This is a genomic window from Candidatus Finniella inopinata (genome assembly GCF_004210305.1).
Taxonomy (GTDB): Bacteria; Pseudomonadota; Alphaproteobacteria; order Paracaedibacterales; family CAIULA01; genus Finniella; species Finniella inopinata_A.
Genome location: NZ_SCFB01000005.1, coordinates 89,696 through 107,290 on the forward strand (window position 1 = coordinate 89,696; position 17,595 = coordinate 107,290).

The 17,595-nt window shown below is 44.1% G+C and carries 16 protein-coding genes and 1 tRNA gene; 7 read left to right on the forward strand and 10 right to left on the reverse strand.

The window, feature by feature from the left end:
* Position 1: 1 nt before the first annotated feature.
* A complete protein-coding gene (locus EQU50_RS04055; protein ID WP_130153868.1) occupies positions 2-1,498 on the reverse strand; it encodes a hypothetical protein in 1,497 nt (498 codons plus the stop codon).
* Positions 1,499-1,864: 366 nt separating this feature from the next.
* Between EQU50_RS04055 and EQU50_RS04060 the strand changes: the two genes are divergently transcribed.
* The 4 genes from EQU50_RS04060 (at position 1,865) to EQU50_RS04075 (ending at position 7,290) form a co-directional block, all read left to right on the forward strand.
* Entirely contained in the window at positions 1,865-3,751 is a 1,887-nt protein-coding gene (locus tag EQU50_RS04060) for a transglycosylase domain-containing protein (RefSeq protein WP_165380334.1), read from the forward strand.
* A gap of 127 nt (positions 3,752-3,878) precedes the next feature.
* Positions 3,879-5,312 (forward strand): AAA family ATPase, encoded by a 1,434-nt coding sequence (locus tag EQU50_RS04065; protein ID WP_130153870.1) that lies wholly within the window; start codon positions 3,879-3,881, stop codon positions 5,310-5,312.
* Positions 5,313-5,424: 112 nt separating this feature from the next.
* Positions 5,425-6,057, forward strand: a complete 633-nt coding sequence (locus EQU50_RS04070) for a pyridoxal 5'-phosphate synthase (protein ID WP_130153871.1) — start codon at positions 5,425-5,427, stop codon at positions 6,055-6,057.
* A gap of 99 nt (positions 6,058-6,156) precedes the next feature.
* On the forward strand, positions 6,157-7,290 hold the full coding sequence (locus tag EQU50_RS04075) for an ATP-binding protein (RefSeq protein WP_420886599.1): 1,134 nt from the start codon (positions 6,157-6,159) through the stop codon (positions 7,288-7,290).
* Positions 7,291-7,297: 7 nt separating this feature from the next.
* On the opposite strand, the gene nuoI is transcribed toward EQU50_RS04075, so the two are convergent.
* From nuoI to trxB, 7 genes are all read right to left on the reverse strand, one after another.
* Positions 7,298-7,795, reverse strand: coding sequence for an NADH-quinone oxidoreductase subunit NuoI (nuoI, locus tag EQU50_RS04080; RefSeq protein ID WP_130153873.1), 498 nt, complete (start codon positions 7,793-7,795; stop codon positions 7,298-7,300).
* On the reverse strand, positions 7,795-8,790 hold the full coding sequence (nuoH, locus tag EQU50_RS04085; protein WP_130153874.1) for an NADH-quinone oxidoreductase subunit NuoH: 996 nt from the start codon (positions 8,788-8,790) through the stop codon (positions 7,795-7,797). Before nuoH ends, nuoI begins: the two co-directional genes overlap by 1 nt.
* Before the next feature lie 137 nt (positions 8,791-8,927).
* Entirely contained in the window at positions 8,928-9,518 is a 591-nt protein-coding gene (locus EQU50_RS04090; protein WP_165380335.1) for a GNAT family N-acetyltransferase, read from the reverse strand.
* A gap of 121 nt (positions 9,519-9,639) precedes the next feature.
* The gene (locus EQU50_RS04095; protein ID WP_130153876.1) at positions 9,640-10,392 is read right to left on the reverse strand and encodes a phosphotransferase enzyme family protein; all 753 of its coding nucleotides are present in this window, start codon (positions 10,390-10,392) and stop codon (positions 9,640-9,642) included.
* Positions 10,393-10,488: 96 nt separating this feature from the next.
* The gene (locus EQU50_RS08640) at positions 10,489-10,728 is read right to left on the reverse strand and encodes a transposase (protein ID WP_130153877.1); all 240 of its coding nucleotides are present in this window, start codon (positions 10,726-10,728) and stop codon (positions 10,489-10,491) included.
* Entirely contained in the window at positions 10,652-10,849 is a 198-nt protein-coding gene (locus EQU50_RS08360) for a hypothetical protein (RefSeq protein WP_165380328.1), read from the reverse strand. Before EQU50_RS08360 ends, EQU50_RS08640 begins: the two co-directional genes overlap by 77 nt.
* Positions 10,850-10,979: 130 nt before the next feature.
* A complete protein-coding gene (trxB, locus tag EQU50_RS04105; protein ID WP_130153878.1) occupies positions 10,980-11,921 on the reverse strand; it encodes a thioredoxin-disulfide reductase in 942 nt (313 codons plus the stop codon).
* A 180-nt stretch (positions 11,922-12,101) separates the two neighbouring features.
* On the opposite strand from trxB, the gene EQU50_RS04110 reads away from it, so the two are divergent.
* Positions 12,102-13,196, forward strand: a complete 1,095-nt coding sequence (locus EQU50_RS04110) for a Fic family protein (protein ID WP_207216309.1) — start codon at positions 12,102-12,104, stop codon at positions 13,194-13,196.
* A gap of 4 nt (positions 13,197-13,200) precedes the next feature.
* On the opposite strand, the gene EQU50_RS04115 is transcribed toward EQU50_RS04110, so the two are convergent.
* The gene (locus EQU50_RS04115) at positions 13,201-15,567 is read right to left on the reverse strand and encodes a PAS domain-containing sensor histidine kinase (protein ID WP_130153880.1); all 2,367 of its coding nucleotides are present in this window, start codon (positions 15,565-15,567) and stop codon (positions 13,201-13,203) included.
* Positions 15,568-15,756: 189 nt separating this feature from the next.
* Here EQU50_RS04115 and EQU50_RS04120 point away from each other — a divergent pair, with 189 nt between their 5' ends.
* Complete coding sequence (locus EQU50_RS04120; protein WP_130153881.1) at positions 15,757-15,999, forward strand: hypothetical protein; 243 nt, start codon at positions 15,757-15,759, stop codon at positions 15,997-15,999.
* 17 nt (positions 16,000-16,016) lie between these two features.
* Here the strand turns inward: EQU50_RS04120 and EQU50_RS04125 are convergent.
* Positions 16,017-16,092, reverse strand: a tRNA-Lys gene (locus tag EQU50_RS04125).
* Between the two features lie 185 nt (positions 16,093-16,277).
* Here EQU50_RS04125 and EQU50_RS04130 point away from each other — a divergent pair.
* Positions 16,278-17,579, forward strand: coding sequence for an efflux RND transporter periplasmic adaptor subunit (locus EQU50_RS04130; RefSeq protein WP_130153882.1), 1,302 nt, complete (start codon positions 16,278-16,280; stop codon positions 17,577-17,579).
* Positions 17,580-17,595 lie beyond the last annotated feature (16 nt).

Genomic DNA, 17,595 nt, shown 5'->3' on the forward strand with positions numbered 1-17,595 from the left:
TTCAGGAAAGTTTATTTTTTTCCAAGTTTTTCTTTTCTTCTTTGCTTTCTAAGGTTGCCGCTGCTGTTGTGGCTGCAGCTACTGTCGCAGCTGATGTAGAGGTCGAGTCAGCTGCCGCCGTTGTCGGGGCCGATTCAAAAACGACTCGTTTTGCCTGTTTTGCAGCCTTTAGTTTAAAGGCATCATCGTTCAGCATGCATTTGAGATACTTCAGATAATGGTTTTCCTTGTCGCCGACGTTATCCGCTAACATTTCTGGGGTAATATTAAAAGAGGTCGGAAGCTTAGGAAAACCGGTGATGTCTGACCGTTCACTATTTTCCGAACTTTGTGGATATGCGAGAAAACCTGCTGTAAAAGGTATGGGGATCCATGGCCTGTGATAAGGATAAATTGCATGCATCAAAGCTTCAGCACTGATGATCTGCAGTTGGAATTTTTGAATATTTGCCTTTTGAGAAACGATTGTGTCCTCATGTTTCTTCCGGTCTGCTTCGTTCTTCTCCTCTTTGGCTAACGCTTCCAAATCAAAACAACTTTTCTTAAGGTCTTCAATAGCGCCGCGTGTGTAAAGCACAAAGGAATCAGTTCGATCAATATGAAAAAGGGCTTCTTTGAATAGAAGACTGTAATTATCGATTTTGAGCTGTAAACTGTCAGAAGTAGTCTTTAAATCGCTTAAAACCCCGTCCTTTCTATGGGCCATCTTAAGGTCCACATCTTTCTTATCATCTTTCTTTTTTTGAATTTCCAGGCTTAACCATTTAATCACTTCCTGAGCACGCCTTTTAGAAGGGGAAAGACCAGATGATGATCCTGATTCCGTTCCAGAAGCTTTGCCATAGTCATAAAAACTATCAGCAACAAGCAGCTCTAGCGCATTAAATTCAGGGTCTGAGGTATTGGAATAAGGCGTAAGATTTAGGGCGTGAGGCAAGGTGAAGCTTGATACCTTTTGAATGCGTTCAAGGCTGAATAATTTGGTCTCCTCTTTAAGGCCGTTTGCTAAAATTTCTGAAGCAGAGGGAGCCTTTGTATGCGCATTAGTTTCCTCGACATCACTTGCAAGAGCAGTTGTTGATGAGGAGGGGGCTGGAGATGACGAAGAGGTGACAGAAGCACTGCTCCCCCCTTGATCGTCTTCTTCAGTGATTGATGCAATTCTGCCGCTAACTACACCCGTTGCAGAAGAGAAGGTACCTACCCCGATACAGGTGGTTGAATTGTTATTGGTGAGGGTAGAAGTTTTGGTTAATAAACTGACAGTCGACCCCACAGAACTGGGAACAGAGCTAGCCGAAGTAGCCGTTACAAGCGGTTGTAGAGATTGGGAAGGATCTAGTTGCACTACTTTACATCTAGTTACGATTCTTTTGTGCTTCTGACCTGCCGAAGACGAAGCATCTTCCTCTAAGACATGACTGCCAGAGGCAGCAAAACTCATCGAACTGGTCAGCAACAAGCCCACGGTTAATAATTTCATAATGTTTAAGGACATATCGTCTCACTTTCTCAAAATACTGTTGATCGAGTTATTGGGCATAATCGCCATGGTACAATTTTATGTCTTAAAACGAGGTTAATTTAAACAAAAAGTTTACGAAATTTTTACTAATTGTGTTTGTATCTATACGTGCTTACGCTGATGGGTTTCTGGTCATCTTAAGGGTGTTGACCAAATAAGAAATCACACAAAAACATTTGAATGGGGTATAAACCTCCTATAGCTTTAACAAATTATGCATATACTTATCCCATGAATCCTCCAAAAATCAGGAGACCAAAACAACCCTCCAAACGTTTTTCCAAGCCACGAAAAAAGTCTTCTTCGTCTTTTTGGAAAATTGTTTTAAGGGCCGCCCTTATGATGATGATTTGGGGTGTGATTGTCTTGGGCTTACTTATTCTGTGGTTCAGCCACGATCTTCCTGATTTAAAAAACATTCAAATTAACAGTCGCAAACCCAGTGTGACCGTTCAGTCGTATGATGGCGCTATTTTGGGCACCTATGGTGATTTGTATGAAGATATGGTCCAGGTGCATGATCTGCCTCCGTATGTGCCCCAAGCCCTTATGGCCGTTGAAGACCGCCGTTTCTATCATCATTTTGGCGTGGATATTATTGGTTTGATTCGGGCAACCTATGCCAATTATCGGGCAAAACGGGTGGTGCAGGGGGGGTCAACCTTAACCCAACAGCTGGCAAAAAATATTCTTTTTACCCAAGGTACCTACAACATTAATGACCGATCCTATAAACGTAAGATTCAAGAGGTTTTGTTGGCCATTTGGTTGGAATTGAAATTTTCCAAAGATCAGATTTTAACCCTGTATTTAAACCGGGTTTATTTTGGGTCTGGCACATACGGGGTGGATGCCGCGGCACGTCGATATTTTAACAAATCCGCCCGAAACCTGACCGTATTTGAGGCCGCAGTCGTTGCCGGTCTTTTAAAGGCTCCCTCCAAGTATTCACCAGCGCAGCATCCAAAGCGGGCCAAGGAAAGGGCGAAAGTCGTTTTGGAACTGATGGTAGGCGCCGGATTTATCCGGGATTATCAAAGTTATTTAGAACAGGGCGAAAAGGAACTGGCAGATAATGCCCGGGAACGTGACCAAGGTGTGCGGCACTTTTCCGATTGGGTTTATGAAACCCTTCCCCAGATTGTTGGCGCCATCGATAAAGATCTGATCGTGATTACGACCTTAGATGTAGGTATGCAACGCCATGCCGAACGGGTATGCAAGCATTACCTGGAGGAAATGGGTAAAGACTTAAAAGTTTCTGAAACTGCCCTGATTGCCATGACACCTTCGGGTGCCATCAAAGCCATGGTAGGTGGTAAAGATTACGGTGATAGTCAGTTCAACCGGGTGACCCAGGCCCTTCGTCAAGCAGGTTCAGCCTTTAAAACCCTTATCTACCTGGCGGCCCTTGAAAGCGGCATGACCCCTGATTCGATGATGGATGATACACCTTTTGAGCAGGGCAATTGGAAACCCAGCAATTTTAAATGGAGAACGCGCGGCATGGTGACGTTGCGCGAAGGTATGGCTCATTCGGTGAACAGTGTTTCCATTCGGTTGACCCAACAGGTAACGCCGAAAAAAGTTGCCGAGGTTGCTAAGCGCCTTGGGATCACCAGCCGTTTAAGCCACGATTTAAGTATTTCATTAGGAACGGGCGAGGCGACGTTGCTTGAGCTGGCGACGGCTTATGCCACCTTTGCCAATCAGGGGTTGGCTGTTTGGCCCTATGGCATTTGGGAAATCAGGGATAAAAGCGGCAATATTTTGTATCAACATCCAAACAATCCCGGAAAACAAATCGTCAACACAACCGTTTTGCAAGGGATGCGGGATATGCTGCGCGCTGTGGTGGAAACAGGCAGTGGACGGGCCGCTAACATCGATGCCAGTGTAGCCGGAAAAACAGGCAGTAATGGCGATAAAGATGCCTGGTTCTTTGGATATCGCGAGAATCAGGATGATTCAGAAAACAAGGGATATTCCAATATCGTTGTGGGTGTTTGGGTCGGGAACGATAACAACAAACCCATGGCCAAGGTTTCCACCGGTGGCCGGATGCCTACCCGTATTGCGGCGTCCTTTTTTAAAGGCGAGAACTTTGAGCAAGCGGTAAAAAAGGGTGAGAAACCAAAATCTTCCAGTGTTTCGCCCGCTGTTCAGGTACCGGCCGAGCCCCCGAAAAAACCTTCGTTGGAAAAGTACTTAAACCGCATTAATTAGCCCATAATGCGTGGGTACTCGACCATTATGCTCTTATCTGCAAAAATGACGATAAGAGCATGTTTGCATATTTAATTCTGATGCTTATAATAGAAAAATTGATGATAAGAGCATAAGACCATATATCATGACAACATTTGTTGGACGCAAACAAGAATTAACAAAATTCAAAGATCTTGCTCAAAAACGACAAGCGAGCTTAGTTGTTATTAAAGGACGAAGAAGAATTGGGAAGAGTCGTCTTGCAGAGGAATTTGCAAAAAATAAGACCTTTCTAAGTTTTACAGGCTTAACTCCAGAAGCCGGGATGACTGCTCAAACTCAGCGCGACGCCTTTGCTGTACGGTTGGCCCAACACTTCAAACTTCCACCCCTGACATTTACCGATTGGACTGATGCGTTTTATAATCTTTCATTCCATCTTAACGACCAACCCACTGTTATTCTGTTTGATGAAATTTCTTGGATGGGCGCAAAAGACTCTACTTTTATCCCCAAACTCAAATCATGGTGGGATCTAGATGTTCAAAACCGAGCCAACATAACCCTTGTTTTTTGTGGTTCTGTTTCTACGTGGATTGAAGATAACATCTTAAAAAGTACGGCTTTCTTTGGTCGTATCTCTCTTATCTTAGAACTAGCGCCTCTTTCACTTTCTGAATCAGCGAATCTCTTGAGACTACGGGGCATTAAAGGCAGTGAGAATGAACTATATAAAATATTAGCTGTAACAGCCGGGATTCCTTGGTGTCTGGAACAAATTCTACCTCATTATTCTGCTGATCAAAACATTCACAAACTTTGTTTTGAGAAGGGTGGTCTCCTCACACATGAATTTGATCGGATATTTCATGACTTGTTTTCACAGAAAGGAGATATTTATAAAAATATCCTCCTCAATCTACGAAATGGCATGCAAACTCTTCATTCTATTCGTCAAGCCGTTAATTATAGCAAAAGTGGTACTCTAAGCACATTAATGGAGCACTTGATTATCAGTGGGTTTGTCACAAAACATGCCCAGTGGGTATTAAAAACAGGGGCAGAAAAAAGACAAAGCCTTTATCGACTCAATGATCCTTATACCCGGTTTTTCCTAAAGTACATTGAGCCGAACATGACCAAGATTAACAAAGGCAGTTACGCAGAAGTAGAAATGACACAATTGCCAGGGTATGAGACAATGTTAAGTTTTCAAATGGAGTGCTTGCTTTTACAAAATCGGTCTGCATTACTCAAAGCTATGGCTATCAATCCAGCAGACTGTGTTTTTGACAACCCCTATTTTCAATTGCAATCTTCAAAACACAAAGGATGTCAGGTTGACTACCTGATTCAGACACGAACCAATAATATTTACGTTTGTGAGTTCAAATTCCGCCGCAAAGAACTGGGGTTTGATATCATTGAAGATGTGCAAAATAAAATAAACAGAATTAATCTTCCAAGGGGTTATGCGGCCGTACCGGTGTTATTTCATATTGGAGGCGTATCCGATAAGGTGATCGATCAACAATATTTTTATCGAATTATTGATTTGGCAGATTTTCTAGAAACTTAAAGAGCGATATTACTATTTTGTTAGGTCGCCTCAAATATCGTGCAATTTAGTGTACGGCATACTAATTTGCAGGTATGTTATATTCAGCCGCTCCCTTCAAAAGGATACAACTATGGAACCTAGAACTCTAACGGGAAACCCCGATTTGGTAGGGGATTGTGGCTTTGACCAACCACCAGACGATCCTTTGGAATCACTAAAAAGGTGGTTAGACGCGGCAGGAAAACTGGGTGTTAGTGAACCCCGGGGCATAACCTTAGCAACAGTCGATTCTTTTGGACGTCCTTCGACAAGGGTTCTTTTCTTAAGAAGCATTGGTGAAAAAGGTCTGGTTTTTTCAACCAGTTCCGGAAGTGCCAAAGGTAAAGATTTAGCCGCCAACCCTTGGGCTGCGGGCACTTTATGGTGGAGGGAAACAGTCCAACAGATCAACGTTCAAGGCTTTGTTCGTAAGTTGTCTGACGTGGAATCAGATGAAGTGTTTATGACCAGAACAAGAGAAGCAAAGGCAGTTTCAGTCATTTCCAAACAAAGCGCGCCCCTAGAGAATGAAAAGTTGTTAAAAGATTCGGTGAATAACCTCGTTAAAGGTGAGGGTGAGATCGTAAGGCCAAACTGTTGGCATGCCTATATTTTAGAGCCAACTTGCATTGAATTCTGGCATGGGGGGACTGATCGATTTCACAAAAGGCTGCGTTATGATTTAAAAGATGGAAACTGGGGACACCAAAGACTACAACCCTAGAGTGATTGTACTCAACCAAATATCGTGCAAATTAGTGTACGGCCTACTAATTTGCAGGTATAATGGTTAAAATTGTGAGAAGGGCCTTCCATGACACAGATCAAACGTCAACAAACCGTTGAAGAGATTCAATTTGCCTTTAAGGTAACGCCGGTTTGCGGGTTGATTGGCCCCCGTCAGTGCGGAAAAACAACGACGGCAAAAGAAATCGCGAATCAATATCCCGGGATTGTCCATCATTTTGATCTTGAAGATGAGCGAGATCAAAACAAAATGCGCGAACCCCTGTTGGTTCTGGAAAATCTAGAAGGCCTTATCATCATTGACGAAATTCACCATGCTCCAGATTTGTTTAAATCTTTGCGTGTTCTTGTTGATCAGAAAAAAAATAGAAAATTTCTTGTTTTAGGAAGTGCCTCCCAAGAACTTTTAAAACAAACATCTGAAAGTCTTGCAGGACGCATTACCTTTGTTGAAATGACGCCTTTTCACCTGAAGGAAATAAATTCTGCGGAGCAACTTCACACACGAGGTGGCTTTCCCTTGTCTTACCTTGCCGAATCAGATGATATAAGCGTGGCTTGGAGAAAAGGGTATATAAAAACATTTCTTGAGCGAGATATTCCAAGCTTGGGCTTCCAGCTGTCGCCTCAAAATTTAAGAAGATTTTGGACAATGCTTGCCCACTATCATGGGCAAATTTTCAATGCGTCAGAGATAGGAACATCGCTTGGTATCAATTATAAAACGTCCCAACATTATTTAGATATTTTGGAATCAACCTTCATGGTAAGGCGCTTGACTCCATGGATCGCAAACATTAAAAAGCGACAGGTCAAAGCCCCAAAGATGTATTTTACTGATTCTGGCTTACTCCATAGCCTTCTTGGTATCAATAACCACGATGATTTGCTTGGACACCCTAAACTTGGGGCTTCTTGGGAGGGTTTTGCGATGGAACAAATTATCCGCACCACAAAAGCAGATAAAGAGAGTTGTTTTTATTGGAGCACCCAAAGTGGTGATGAGCTTGATTTGATTATATTAGAAAATGGAAAAATGAACGGATTTGAATTCAAGTACTCCTCTAAACCTAGCCTTACAAAATCACTCCATTTCGCCTTGGAAGATTTAATGCCAGCTTCGATGACAATTATTGTGCCGGGGGATGAAGAGTACCTGATTCATGAAAAGGTCAGAGTTTGTGGCCTAACAAAATTTTGCCTGGGGTGATTTTCTGTCAGCCCGTGTCTCGCTCCCGAAGTCTCGCCGCAATGTCAACCTCCCACCGGTCACCGTTTGATAACAGTTTTTCTTTATCGTACAGAAGTTCTTCATGGGTCAGTGTTGCAAACTCAAAATTCGGCCCTTCCACAATCGCGTCAACGGGGCAGGCTTCCTCACACAGGCCGCAGTAGATGCACTTTGTCATGTCAATGTCATAGCGGGTTGTCCGGCGGCTGCCATCCTCGCGCGGTTCAGCCTCAATGACAATCGCCTGGGCTGGGCAGACGGCTTCGCATAATTTGCAGGCGATGCACCGCTCTTCCCCATTGGGGTAACGCCTTAAGGCATGTTCGCCCCGAAACCTGGAACTTAATGTTCCTTTTTCATAAGGATAGCGCACAGTCACTTTGGGTTTAAAAAAATACCGCAATGTTGTTTTAAGGCCCATGACAATGTCTATTAAGCCCCAAATTCGGAATTGTCTTTTTATGCGTTTAAACCAATTGTTCATTATTGAGCATCCCAAACAATGAAAGCAGCGATAATGACTATGCCAGCCAAAGATAATGGTAAAAAGATTTTCCAACCTAACCGCATTAACTGGTCATACCGATAACGAGGCAGCGTAGCGCGGACCCATAAAAACAGGAAAAGGAAAAAGCATATTTTGCCCAAAAACCATACGATGGGGGGAATGTTTGTTAACCAAGGCCAACCAAAAGGCGGTAACCACCCGCCAAAGAAAAGGATGCTGTTCATGGCGCTCATCAAAATCATGTTCGCATATTCGCCCAGATAAAACAGGGCATAGCTGAAGGATGAATATTCCACGTTATAGCCTGAAACCAATTCAGCTTCCGCTTCGGGCAGGTCAAAGGGGGTTCTGTTTGTCTCAGCAAGCGAGGATATGAAAAAAATGACCGCCAACGGAAATAATTTAACCACAAACCATTGGTCATTTTGTGCAAGAACGATCTCCTTCAAGTTTAAAGATCCTGCACACAGAACAACGCAAACAATCACCAATCCAATGGAGACTTCATAGGAAATCATCTGGGCTGCTGATCGAAGCGCCCCCAAGAAGGCATACTTTGAGTTACTTGACCAACCGGCAATAATAATGCCGTAAACCCCCAGGGAAGAGATGGCGAGCACGTACAAAACGCCAACGTTAATGTCCGCAAACACCCAATCAGGTCCAAATGGGATGACGGCCCATGCGGCCAAACTGAGGCTGAAGGTTAAAATCGGCGCAAAAACAAATAAAATTTTGTCCGCATCGTTCGGCAACACAAGCTCTTTATGAAGCAACTTGATGCCGTCCGCAATGGGCTGCAGTAGGCCAAAGGGGCCAACCTGGGTGGGGCCCACCCGTAGTTGCATATAGGCCAAAACTTTACGCTCGGCCAGGGTTAAATAGGCGACGCCTAAGACAAGGGCTAGCATGAAGCCTAAGATTTTAAAACTTAGCCAAAAGACTGTGGTTAAAAAACTAGCAAAAAACAATGTATGGACTGCAAGAAATCTTTTATCCTCTCAGTCTAGCATGGAGGAAATCAAAGCGTCATCCGAAAAGCAGAAGAGGAACAAAACCCAGGGTGTATGGGAAATGGTTAACAAACGCTTAAAATCTACTGTTTTTCTCAACATCCAGCTGGCAAAAGGTCGCTTTCAGAAAAGACAGAATATGTCTGTAGCTCTGCAAGGTTACCATCTTTTCTTGGCCAACCCCCTTTTTGAACGTATTCAAGTTTAAATCCAAGCTTTATAGGAACTTTTGTCGAGGCGACGTTTTCAGCATCACAGTAAATTTCAAGCTTTCTGGATTTTAAAACTCTAAAGGCAAGAATGGATAGGGCATGAACGGCCTCAGTTGCGTAACCTTTTGATCTTTGGCTACGACGGATGAAGTATGAAATTCCGAACTGCGGGATCATCCAATTGGCTTGGAATGAGGGGAAAGCGCATCGCCCCAAAACTTCTTCGGTTTCTTTATCGATGATAAGATAGCGAATAAAATCCCGTAGGATGAAATCTGCGTGGTGCTTGCGGCAGTCTTCCTCAACGGCTCCTATTCCCGGCACATTCGCAGACCAATTAAGCCACTGCACATAATCTTCAAAACCATCATTAATCGCTTGATGCAATTTTTCACCAAACCCTGCTTTTGGCATTTGGAGTCTTAGGCGGGAGGTTTCAATGACTTCAGGGAGGTCGATTAAGATCTTATTCATATAATCCTTTAATGTGGCGGAAGGCGAATCAATTAAGTTGGTGGAACTGTTCTTGGAGGGGGGCATTTAAAATGGCTGTCGACGCATACGAACCTTGTGATCGCAGCACCACGGGCCCTGCTCAGACCACTCGAACTTCGGCGAGCCGCTTGACGGCGAACTCGTCGTCCCAGCAGACGGGGGCTTCCCATGCGGCCGATGCTTGTGCAGAGATGTCGAGCGCGACGTCGTCGAGACCGGCGGAATTGTGGGGTAGGACCAGGTCGAGGTCGGGGACATCGACGTGCGACTCGTCCCAGTCGATCAGCCCGACCCGATCTCTGGTCATGCGGATGTTGCCAGGGTTATGGTCGCCGTGGACAACGCATGTCTGCCGTCCGGTTAGTCGTGCCCACGCTGCTCGGCATCGAGCAACTCCCTCAGGCGGCATCGCGCGGAGGTCGATCCTCGTCCCGGTCTCGGCGTGCAAGAGGTCAATCGATGATCGCCAGCCCGGGCGCTGTGGCCAGCCCTGCGTCAAGCGGTGCAACTGGCGGAGCGTGTTGGCCACGCGACGCCAGTCGGCTTGCGACTCGGGCGGTCCGCCATCTACGTAAGTCATCACCACCAGACCTTCGGCGAACAGCCGGCCGTCCGTGGTCGGGATGGGAAGCGGCACGGTCAGACCTTCACAGTCAAGGTATTGGAGAAGTTCGGTCTCCCACGCGAGATCAGCGTCACTCCTGGCACTGAGGCGAGCAACCGCAAGGTGTCCATTGACGCGCACGCTCCACACGTCATTGGCGACTCCTCCAGCGAGCCGCTCGATGCGAGCGACATCGTCACCCCACTGCTTGAGGGACTTCCAACTTGCCTGGCTGTCTCTATCTTTCACTGTGCCTCCTTAAAAACTGACGTTTCTTTTTGATTTAATCATTCTTCGTATATTTTTTTAAGTAGCTTATCTTTAAAAAAGAAGAGGATCGGACAATTAAGTCGACCTAGAAGAAATTAAGCGATATAACTTTTCAACCGCTTTATCGTCCTCTCTATTGTTAAACCTGTACTCCATTTCCTTCAAGAAGAAATAGAAATTTACCTTAAACCCACCGTGGTAAAGCTTTAAACGCCTTTTGGCAAAGCTCCAGAAATTTTCAATGCCATTGATATGAACCTTTCCATTGGCAAAGATCTTTTTGTGGTTTATGCGAATGTGTTGAAACCCCCTCAAGCTCTAAGTTGTTGTAAGCTTTATACCCATCAGAGCTTGCATTTGTGCCGGCCATCAGCAAGCTTATAAGCGCCTCTAAAACACAACAATGTGGGCATGTAATATGCCTGTCTGAACTCATCTTTCCTGCCACATTTTTGTCTCCAAAAACGTGGCTTATTCTATCACGAAAAAACCATCTCAAAACCATCTCAAAACCATTAATCTTAGACCATTTATTAGGCCATTTCTAATGGTCCGATCCTAATTTTTTATAGCCCTCTAAACTTTTCAGCCTCAATGGCAGCCATGCACCCCTGTCCTGCGGCTGTTACGGCCTGACGGAAAACTTTATCTTGCACATCGCCAGCCGCAAAAACACCGGGGATAGAGGTGGCTGTGCTGTTGGGTTTTGTCAAAATGTACCCTTCGGTATCTAAATCAATATGGCCTTTAAAAATCTCGCTCATGGGCGTGTGGCCAATGGCGACGAAGACACCATCAACTTCTAGCTGGCTTTTTGCGCCCGTTTGCAGATTGTGCAGGGCTAAACCGGTGAGGGCTTTGTGGGGGATATCTTTACCCAACACCTCATCAACAGCGGTATCCCATATCATGCTGATTTTTGGGTTGCGGAACAAACGGTCTTGGGCAATCTTTTCCGCCCTCAATTGGTCGCGACGATGGATCAAAGTCACATGGCTGGCATGATTGGTCAGAAAAATGGCTTCTTCAACGGCGCTGTTTCCGCCCCCAATAACCGCCACGCGTTTATCCTTAAAGAAAAAACCATCACATGTGGCGCAGGCCGATACGCCGAACCCGCGATATTTTTCTTCGCTTTCAAGGCCCAACCAACGGGCCTGAGCCCCCGTTGCGATGATAACGGTATCCGCATGATAAACGGTTTCACTGTCACCCTGGCAAACAAAGGGGCGCTGGCTGAAATCAACCTGCGTTATAAAATCGTAAACCATTTCGGTTCCCACATGTTCAGCCTGTTGATGCATTTGTTCCATCAACCAAGGGCCTTGAATGGGTTGTCCAAAGCCAGGAAAGTTTTCGACATCCGTTGTGATCATTAATTGCCCCCCGGGTTGTAAGCCTAAGGCTTGGAGGGGCTTTAGGTTGGCACGGGCTGCATAAATCGCCGCTGTATAGCCCGCTGGCCCACCACCGATAATCAGAACTTTGGTTTTCTTGATTGTTGTCATTTTCGAACAATATGTTTGAATTTACTTATGGCCAGCTTAAAGGTTTAAAGCGGTTCCTTCAAATGTGAATTATACCCCTTCAAATGATTTTCCGGTTTTCTGGGTTGAGTCATAAAACCTTGCCATATAGCTCATATAATGTGAAAATATGAGCTATAAAAACTTATGGTATAACTCATTATGTGGAATTGGCAACAAGCGAACTGGCCTCATTTTTCTTACGATGAAAAACTCCTAGATACTTTAGAGGAAGAATTTATCCATCAATCTGGCTATATGAAAGGCTGCATAAAGCACCTTCCAGAAAAAGATAAAATTATCTTAACAGTTGACCTGATGAGCCAAGAAGCTTTGAAGACTTCAGAAATTGAGGGGGACTATCTCAATCGTGAAAGTATTCAATCTTCTATTCGACGTAATTTTGGTCTTGAAACCGATAACCGTAAAATTCCTCCCTCTGAACAAGGTATTGCTAAAATGTTAATTGATTCCTATACAACGTTTGCAGAACCTCTTACACACCAAAAATTATTTGATTGGCACACCCTTTTAACAAATGGTCGCCAAGATTTATTAACGATGGGAGCCTACAGAACTCACATAGAACCTATGCAAGTTGTTTCAGGGGCCCTTCATAAACCTAAAATATATTTTGAGGCCCCTCCGTCTCAAAAGATTCCTTGGGAAATGGAACAATTTATTTACTGGTTTAATCAAGAAGTTTCTCATCTACGTCCTTTAACACGCGCTGGAATAGCCCATCTTTATTTTGTCTGTGTTCATCCTTTTGAAGATGGCAATGGACGGATAGGACGCACCATATCTGAGAAAGCCCTTTCTCAATATATTGGGAGCCCTATTTTAATTGCTTTATCTCATACCATCCAACAAAGGAAGAAGGATTACTATGATGCTTTAGAGCAAGCAAACCAAAAGTTGGAAATAACGGATTGGCTTTTATACTTCTCGAACACAATTCTCCAGGCTCAGCTTTATACGCAAACACACCTTGATTTTATCCTTAAAAAAGCAAAAATCCTTGATAAGGTACGAGGCCAATTAAACCCCAGACAAGAAAAGGTTATTATTCGACTGTTTAGAGAAGGTCCTGAAGGGTTTAAGGGAGGTCTCAGTGCTGATAATTACATTCGTATCACTCAAACATCGAGAGCGACGGCAACCCGCGACCTGCAAGCTCTGGTTGAAAAAGGCCTTTTGAATAAGAAGGGAGAATTAAAAGGAACTCGTTACTCTTTAAATATGAACTTTGCCTGATAACTCATTGCCAGACCCCTTTCGCACAAGCTTCCAACGGCAATAGGCAAATCACCCGCGTTCCGTGATGGGGGGCTGATTCTATGGTGATGCTTCCTCCGTGTAATTCGATAATATGTTTCGCCAGCTGAAGGCTAAGGCCTGTGTTGCTTTGGCTGCTTTTATAATCAAGGCTTTCAAGAATTTTTTGTTGCTCATCAATCGGAATACCAATCCCAGTGTCTTGAATAACCAACTGAAAATGATCCTTCCGTTCCAAAGAAAGGGCTGCCTTTAAGGTAATTTTCCCTCCGGCGGGGGTGAATTTAATGGCGTTACTCAAAAGGTTGGCTATGGCATGCTGCAACCTTTTTATATCGATTGTGACTTGTTTGGTGCCCATTTGATTTTCAAGGACAAGAGTCACTTCTTGCTCTCGGGCCCTGGCTTCAACAATGACCATCGAGCTTGCAAGAAAGTCTTCCATGACAGCTTCTTGATAAGTCAAAACCAGTTTGCCGGCCTCGAATGTTGCCAGTTCGATCATATTATCAATCAACCCTGTTAATCGCTGGGTGGATGTGGCGATGTTTTGAGAATAATCTTTTTGACGGTCATTAAGGGGCCCGAAATATTGATTTAAAAGAATCTCATTAAACCCATGAATGGAACTGAGGGCTGCTCTTAGCTCGTAGGCTACATGCGACACGAAATCTGATTTATAACGTTCTTTTTGTTCCAAATTAAGGGCTCTGTTTTTTAGGCTTTCTTCAAAACGCCACCGATCTGAAACATCAACAAACGTCAGCAAGTTCGCGCCATCAGGCAGCGGCACATAGGTATATTCGATCATTTGTTCGCCCTTAAGACGGAACATGCCTTGGCCTGCTCGTCGATTGATGACCTGCTCAATCATCCGTTTACGCCAGGTTCGACTTTCTTGAGGGTCGATGAACAAGGGGGAAATGCTTTTTAGAATTTCACTGATATGGCGACCTGGTTCAATCGCTTCTGGGTCCAGTCGCCAAATTTTAGCCATGGACGGATTCGAAAGCCTGAGGCGGTTGTCTGTGCCAAAAACCACCAAACCTTCGTACAGATGATCCAACGTTTCTTTTTGCACAGCCACCAGGGTGTTATAGCCACGTTCCAGGCTTAACTGGTTGGTCATGTCGTCAAAAACAAAAATCAATCCCCCCAAAGGATGCGGGGCAATGACCGTTCTTAACGTTTGTCCATCGGGTAAATGAAGCAATTCGTGGATGGGCTGCATCAGATCTTTAAACAACCCCAAACTCTGACGCTTATAATCAAGAAAGTTGGAATATTCGGGCAGCTTTCGTCGTTCGCGCAAATTTTCCAGAATCTCGCTGTGGGTCGGTTTTGTGCATAACCAATTCTCATCAAAGTCAAATAATTTTAGATAAGCTTGATTGAAAAAAGTCAGCGTAGTTTTTGCATCATAAATCGCGATGGGGACTGAAATGTATTGCAAAACCTCGTGTTGAGCGTTGGTGTTTTGGTGTCGTTCATTCTTAGCTGCCTCAATTGCCGTGATATCCATCGCATACCCAACAGTAACGCCAAGTTTTTTGATGGGAATTTCACCCACTTCTAACAAACGACGCTCCCCTTTGATCACTTTATGAAAGGTTGTGACTTGGGGTGTGTTGGTCAATAACGCATGCTTTGAAAGCTCGTAAGCATTAAGGGCTTGCTTTAGGTCAATTAATTCAAGACCCTCTGCCAACACCGTATGAACGGTGGTTTCTAACATTTTTGCGTATTGGTGGTTGCAGTAATCTAATCGACCGTCTTGATTGCGATGCCATAAAGCCAGCGGTGCTTGGTTGATAAGAGTTTTCAAGGCCTCCATCCGAAGCTGCAGTGTTTCACAATGTTCTTGATCATGACGTTTCTGGGCAGCCTCAGCCGTTACATCTTTGAACGATAAAAGGATAGCTTTGGGTTGTGTGGGGAAAGATGAGAAGAGGTTCCCCCGAATTTCCAGACAGCGCGTGTCATTAAGAACGGATACGTGCAAGTGAAATTGACCACCAAATTTACACAAATGGTCCAGGGCTTGTGAAAAAGGAGAGAAGGGGGAATTACCAAAAATTTTTAGAAAATCTTTTAATGCAAGTGGTACCCCATCTTCAATATTTAACAGGTCATGAAGATTTTCAGAACAGTTCATGAAATCCGCGCCAGGTGACCAATAACACCAGGCCTCTTGCAAATGAGACTGGACAAAATGACGGATATTCAAGTCATCATTAAGTGATTTTTGTAGCCTGTAGAGACGACGATAATCATAAATGAAAAAAAACCCGGCAATCCCCAGAAATCCTAAGCCTAGATAGCCAAGCCAAATACTAAAGTTTGAGCCCATTGAATTCCACCCACACAGCTTTCGCTAAACATTAAAACACCTACAAGTCTAGACAAAAATCAGTAACATTTTAAATGCTTATTCACAGGTGAATTTTTGTTTAAGAAAGCGCAAAGCCATTCTCTTAAGCATTCCTTAATAAATTGTATGGTTCAATAAGAATAGATATTTTTTAGAAAGGAAAATACAATGTTGAAAACTATTTTAGAGAAGTTAAGTCTTATCGCTGTTGCATTATCTTTAGTGGTAGGTTTCGGTGGAACGGAAGTTGTGGCAGGGAAGTGCATGGAAAAATGCAAAGCTAAGGGGAAAACCCTTGCGCAATGTCAAAAAAAATGCGGGAAGAAGAAGCACAAAAAACATAAGGCAGAGACGTCAAGCTCTGATTCGGAATCAAAAACACCAAGCGATAGTTCCGACACGCCTAGCTAAAAAGAATGTTTTGGAAATGGTGGGCCCTGATGGATTCGAACCATCGACACCCTGATTAAAAGTCAGGTGCTCTACCAACTGAGCTAAGGGCCCTAAATTTCCAATTCAACCGTGCGTTGCACCTAACCTTTATAAGACAACCCTGTTGCTAGCGTCAAGGAATTCTTGAAACCAATTATACATAAGTTTGTGAAAAATAATCGGTACGATAGCTTGTAAGGTGTGATATAAATAAAGGAGGTTTGCCGTTAATAGCTCGTATACGAAGATAAGGTTATATGTTCTCAAAGATTTCAAAAATTATAGAATCCAGGCGTTTTTTGCAACAAAGTCGTAATTCCACATTGATGGTTGTTTTAGGGATTGTGATTGGATTGTTGATCATTTGGGTTGCTTTCAAAGCTATGCAGCCAATTGTGAGGAAAGTTTGTGTCTACGTTTTAGACAGTCAAGAAGCTGGGGCGAATCGTCAAAGTCGCGTTGTGTCGGTGGAGGGTGAAGTTGTTAAAACTGGCACGATGACCAAACGTATATCAACGGTTGGTAAAATTATCGCCAATGCCTCTGTCGTTTTAAAGTCAGAATCACATGCTAAAATTAAGGAAATCTTATTCACTGAAGGGGCCTCTGTTACAAAAGATCAACCCCTTATTCAGTTTGAGGATTCTGATGCTAAGGCCGAGTTAAAGCAGGCAGAAGCTCAGGTTCTTTTAACAAAAGCCGACTTCGAGCGTATCGAACAACTGCATAAGCAAAAAATTGGTAGTACCAAAGATTATGACAAGGCCCGTGCAGAAGCAACGATGGCCGAAGGGCGATTAGATGCGGCTAAGTCAAAGCTTGACAAAATGCTGATTAAGGCTCCCTTTGAGGGGACAATCGGCTTGTTGGTTGACAACTTAAGTGTGGGTGCGTTTGTCCAAGCAAGCCAAGAATTAGTGACGGTTGTTGATGCCACGCCCATTAAAATTGATTTCAAAGTTCCTGAAAAGCATATTCATGACATTGGTGTTGGTCAAACCGTTGAAGTTCGAATTGACGCCTTTAAAGACCAAGTTTTCAGGGGTGCGGTAGAAGCCGTTGACGCAAAAGTTGAAGCAGAAAGCCACAGTATTTCGCTTAGGGGTTCCATCCCAAACGAGGATCTTTTATTACGCCCAGGTTTGTTTGCCAACATCAGTCTGATTATTGGTGAGCAGGGTGATATCATCCAAATCGACGAAGCGGCTGTGGACCGTGAGGGCGAAATTGAGTTTGTTTGGGTCGTTGAAAAAGGAAAGGCTGTCCGGCGTCGTGTGTTGACGGGTATTCGTGAAAATGGAAAAATGGAGATCGTCGCTGGTATCCGTGCTGGACAAATTGTCGTGACAGCTGGACAATTAAAATTAAGCGATGGTGTTCGCGTGAAGCTGTCGAACTTGGATCCTGAGCCCGAGGGCAAGGATTCGCCAGCAGAAGGGGCAGAACCAAAACCAAAAGAGGATTTGGCCGCTCAAACTCCGGCTCCAGCCCCTGTAACAACAGCGGCACCATCCGATAAAGAGCCTGCTCAAAAAGACGCAACCCCAGCTCAAAAATAATAAGACGAAATTGGAT